We start from the raw sequence: 4,605 nt of genomic DNA, 5'->3' as shown, positions 1-4,605 counted from the left end.
CCCGGTAGGCGGCTCGTTCCTGGTGACCGAAAACCCGACCATCGCCGAGCAACACCTGGCCAAGGCCTACGGCAAGGCTTCGGTGGGCGCACCGCCGATGTCGGTTCCACACCTGGACACCCGCGTGCTGGACGGCAAGCGCGTGATCCTGTTTGGCCCGTTCGCGACCTTCAGCACCAAGTTCCTGAAAGAAGGTTCGTACCTGGACCTGCTGACCACCACGACCACGCACAACGTGTGGCCAATGACCAAGGTCGGCATCAAGGAATATCCGCTGGTCGAGTACCTGGCAGGCCAGCTTATGCTGTCGGATGAAGACCGCATGAACGCCCTGAAAGAATACTTCCCGAACGCCAAGGCTGAAGACTGGCGCCTGTGGCAAGCCGGCCAGCGCGTGCAGATCATCAAGCGTGATGAAGCCGCCGGTGGCGTGCTGAAACTGGGCACCGAAATCGTCGCTTCGCAAGACGGCAGCATCGCCGGCCTGCTGGGCGCCTCCCCAGGCGCTTCGACTGCCGCACCGATCATGCTGAGCGTGCTGCAGAAAGTGTTCAAGGACAAGGTCGCGACCCCTGAGTGGCAGGCCAAGCTGCACCAGATCGTACCGAGCTACGGCACTCAGCTGAACAACAGCCCTGAGAAAGTTGCAGAAGAGTGGGCCTACACCGCCAAGGTGCTGCAGCTGACTCCGCCACCAGCGGTGATCGCGCCGGCTGTGAAGCCAGTGACTGTCGATACTGCTGTGAAGGCTCCGAAGGCTAATGCTGCGAGTGATATGGCTCTGTAATTAGAGACCGGATCAAAAAAAGCCCACTGAACCGGCGACGGTCAGTGGGTTTTTTTGTGGGCTGGAAAATGATTCTGGAGGCATGATCGGCATTATGTTTGTAAGCGTCCGTCCAATACACCTTGCGCAACGAAACTGACCTGCACCGGGCTAGAATCCTAACCCAGCCGCGTCGGGGATGCTGGAAGCGATGCGTTAGGTGCAAATGGAAGTGCGTGGAGTGAGCAGTGGAGTCGAAGTCGGAGCGCCGATGGAAGGATAAGGGCCCCCTGATATCACCCGCGATTTTGCCCATTGCTCTACAGACCCCGGGGGGACTAAATATTCCATGCCCGTCGTGATCGCTGTAATCACCAAGCGGTTCTTGGGGCGGAGAACATGGGGACGAAATTAAGTCCAGGCTATATGCGGCAGCGCCACCTGATTTATCGGTAAGCTACGCTTTTCGCTCGCTGTAAATCCACTCCTAACCACACCCTGATGACCAATATGCTTGACTGGGACAGCCTCCGTTTTTTCTTTGCCTTTGTTCATGAGGGCTCCTTAGCCGCTGCGGCTCGCTCGCTGGGGGTGGAGCACGCGACTGTGGCTCGCCGAATAGCTGCCCTTGAAGCCTCTTTGGACATGAAGCTGGTAGATCGTAGGGGCCGTGTCTACCAACTGACCGAGGATGGTGTGAGGGTAGGTGAATATGCAGCGCAGATGGAGTCTGCGTCACTTGCGCTCAGGCGATTCGCTGACGGGGGAGAAAACCGTATTGAGGGTGCGGTGATCTTGTCTGCGCCTCCTGCATACCTCGGAACGTTGGTAGCTCGGCGACTTGGGGTATTGCGCGAGCGTTATCCCCGGTTGCAGCTGACGCTCGTCGGAGCCAAGTCCACTGCGTCGTTGGCAAGGAAAGAAACCGATATTGCCATTACCTTCAGCAGGCCGGATGAACAGAGTGTCGTCGCCAAAAGTCTCGGCTCATTGCGTTTTTACCCTCATGCTAGCGAGGACTACATTAGTCAACGTGAACCTGAAGAGTTCGAGTTCATAGGCTACGACCGTAGCATGGAGGATTCGGTACAGCAGCAATGGCTCCTGGATCGGCTGGAAGGAAGACCGCTTTCCGTCACCAGCAACGACCTGCGCATCCAGGCATTAGCTGCCGTAGGCAATGCTGGCATAGTTTTCCTTCCGGATTTTTTAGGCAAAGAATATGGGCTGGCAAGGGTTGATATGGATCACACACCGCTGGAACTACCCATCTGGCTCGCGTTTCATGAAGATTTACGCAGCTCTCTAAAAATCCGGGCAGTGCTTGATTTCCTCATGGAGGGATTAGTGCAGGCACAGGAACTGTGAATTTTTTCACATCTGGTTTGTGATTTTGATGAATGGGCCATCACKAAACATACCTCTACTCTGGGCTCCGAATTGAATTCCTGCCCACTGAGAGGCCCTTCACCAATGAGCAGTTCCCATCCCATAAAAAGCTCAATGGCTGTGTACCGTACAGCTTGGATCGTGACCGCGATTTTTATACTTTCAAATGCCGCTACGCCACTCTACAGCTTTTGGCAGCAGTCCCTCGGCTTCGCGTCGGGGGTGCTAACCGTAATTTTTGCCTGCTACATCATTGGTCTTCTTCTAACTCTCACCGTCGCTGGGCAGCTGTCCGACCACTACGGGCGCAAAGCCTTGCTTCTACCCTGTGTGGGGCTGGCTATCATTGCAGCGATTCTGTTCGATCAAGCGCACAGCATCGGCGTCTTGATGCTCGCACGCTTCCTCACCGGCGTTTCGGTGGGCCTCGTTGTATCTGGGGGTATGGCGAATGTCGTCGAGCATGCTCAGCCTCATCGCAAGCATTTTGCTTCGCTAATGGCATCTGTCGCGATGGTGGCCGGAGCGGGCACGGGGCCGCTATTGGCAGGGGTCGTTGCGCAATATCTTCCGAACCCGATCCACACAGTCTTCCGAGTGGAAATCGCGATTTTGTGCGTGGCGCTCCTAGCGCTACTCAATCAAAAAAACCAAAAGCTTGGGGGCGGTACGTTTAAAGCGCGCTTGCCCACCGTCGCTAAGGAAAACCTCGGCATCGTGCTATTGGGGATAGCGTTCTTCGGCCCTGGAATAACTTCGACATCATTCATCCTGTCGCTCGGCCCCAAGCTGATAGCGACTTTTCTAGGCGTGAATAGTCCCCTTGTCACGGGTTGTATGGCCTTTTCAATGTTCCTCGTCGCCGTGGGTGTGCAGTTTGCGGCGAAGCGATACAGCAGCCGTACCGTGTTTTCGCTTAGCGGGATCGGTACTGTCTTCTCAATGATTTTCGTGTGGATCGCGCTGGAAACCGGTTCCGCTCCATGGCTGATCGTTTCCGCTCTGTTGGCAGGCGCCGGTCAAGGCTTGGGCCAGTTAGGTGGACTGACCCTTATTGCTGACCGCGTGCCTGCGCAGCGCAGAGCCGAAGCCAACGCAGTGTTCAACATGGGAGGGTATGTGCCTGCTGGGGCGATCCCGGTGTTAACAGGTTACTTGATCGACTTTTGGGGGTTGAGCATTGGAATAAGCTCACTTGCGCTCATTATCGCGAGTCTTGCTTCTTTGGCGCTCACGCAGCTTTGGAGGCACGTCCCTAAGCAAAGTCAAACTCGTACACACGGCGAGGCCTAACGAGCCCACTTATGTGGCAGCAAATCGATAATCTGACTGGTGCGCTGGGTTGGCAAGCGCCTGAGGACGTCTTTCAGATTGGTGTATGGATCGTGCCCGTTGAGTCGGACCGACTGGATCAAACTCATGATCGCCGCCGCACGCTTCCCACTGCGTAACGAGCCTTGAGCGATGGCATCAGGAAGGTGTGTTGCCCGGACGGTTACGATAATTGGCCTTTAGGTGGAGATGGATCATTTTCATGACCATCTTTGCTTCCAGTTTTCCATCTTTATTGTGTATCACTAACTCAGTTTCTTGGTTTTTGCTGATCTCACAAGCTCGGTTTACGGCATCTTTTTTGGTATCGAAGTGACCAGATGAACGCTGACCACCACTGTATATATGCAGCATTCCGCCCAGCTTTTGATGACTTTTTTGTTGGTTTGAAAGCGGTAATTAGTCTCAAGTTTTTCCATACCCCATGGGGCTTGCACTTCACAACCCACCTCGCTAACCTTCGCCCGTCGCTGCCAATTCAGCGAACGGGTGTGGTAGCCCGATTTTCATAGGAGCCCAATCCATTGGAGTTCCAAATGCTCAACGAAAACGCTGATTCATCAGCAACCCCAAACTCGTCAGAGTTCGATCCTGAGTTCGTGTCCCGCAAACCGGCCGGGGCCGACCGCCGTCCCAACCCCATCTTCACCATCGCCCCCAACGTCAACAACGAAACTCTCCTGGTTCACGCCTGTGAAACCCTTGCCTCGGCCAGTGTCATGGCCAGTGAACTGGCGTTTATCCTCTCCGGCCCAAAATGCAATTTGGCACTGGGGGTTCAACAGATGATTGCCTTGGCGGAACTATCGGTGAACCGCGTGCTGGATCAGGTAGATCCGCAGTAGCAGGCGAGGGCGGTTTTAGCCTGATGTGAAAAAGCCCACTGAACCGGCGACGGTCAGTGGGCTTTTTTTGGGTTTTTCACGCAATCCCGGGGAACACCGATACCTGTAGGAGCGAGCTTGCTCGCGATGAACCTGAGAACCCCGCGGGGTATCAGGTTTGCAGCGTCATCGTTGACGTCCATCGCGAGCAAGCTCGCTCCTACAGGTATCGGTGTTCCCCGGGATTGCGTGAAAAACCCAAAAAAAGCCCACTGACCGTCGCCGGTTCAGTGG

Annotated in this window: 5 protein-coding genes and 1 pseudogene; 4 read left to right on the top strand and 2 right to left on the bottom strand. The window is 55.3% G+C overall.

All coding sequences use genetic code 11. From position 1 onward, the window contains the following. The 3 genes from AC1DVH_RS26475 to AC1DVH_RS26465 all read left to right on the top strand — a co-directional run. Nucleotides 1–787: malate:quinone oxidoreductase (locus AC1DVH_RS26475; protein ID WP_477756282.1), on the top strand; the 787-nt coding region annotated here is incomplete at its 5' end. Between the two features lie 480 nt (nt 788–1,267). Beyond that, the gene (locus AC1DVH_RS26470; RefSeq protein WP_477756281.1) at nt 1,268–2,134 is read left to right on the top strand and encodes a LysR family transcriptional regulator; all 867 of its coding nucleotides are present in this window, start codon (nt 1,268–1,270) and stop codon (nt 2,132–2,134) included. A gap of 105 nt (nt 2,135–2,239) precedes the next feature. After that, the gene (locus AC1DVH_RS26465) at nt 2,240–3,448 is read left to right on the top strand and encodes an MFS transporter (RefSeq protein WP_477756280.1); all 1,209 of its coding nucleotides are present in this window, start codon (nt 2,240–2,242) and stop codon (nt 3,446–3,448) included. Here the strand turns inward: AC1DVH_RS26465 and AC1DVH_RS26460 are convergent. Then, nucleotides 3,445–3,612, bottom strand: a pseudogene (locus AC1DVH_RS26460) (transposase domain-containing protein); the annotation flags it as partial. The gene AC1DVH_RS26465 and the pseudogene AC1DVH_RS26460 overlap by 4 nt on opposite strands. Nucleotides 3,613–3,625: 13 nt before the next feature. Beyond that, nucleotides 3,626–3,841 (bottom strand): DUF2188 domain-containing protein, encoded by a 216-nt coding sequence (locus tag AC1DVH_RS26455; RefSeq protein WP_477756279.1) that lies wholly within the window; start codon nt 3,839–3,841, stop codon nt 3,626–3,628. Between the two features lie 182 nt (nt 3,842–4,023). Here AC1DVH_RS26455 and AC1DVH_RS26450 point away from each other — a divergent pair, with 182 nt between their 5' ends. After that, on the top strand, nt 4,024–4,332 hold the full coding sequence (locus tag AC1DVH_RS26450) for a DUF6124 family protein (RefSeq protein WP_218432835.1): 309 nt from the start codon (nt 4,024–4,026) through the stop codon (nt 4,330–4,332). Nucleotides 4,333–4,605: the final 273 nt, after the last annotated feature.

The organism is Pseudomonas sp. P4_C3, assembly GCF_056402075.1.
The sequence above is the reverse complement of the archived record's forward strand: the minus strand, read 5'-3'. Positions and strand labels throughout refer to the sequence as shown.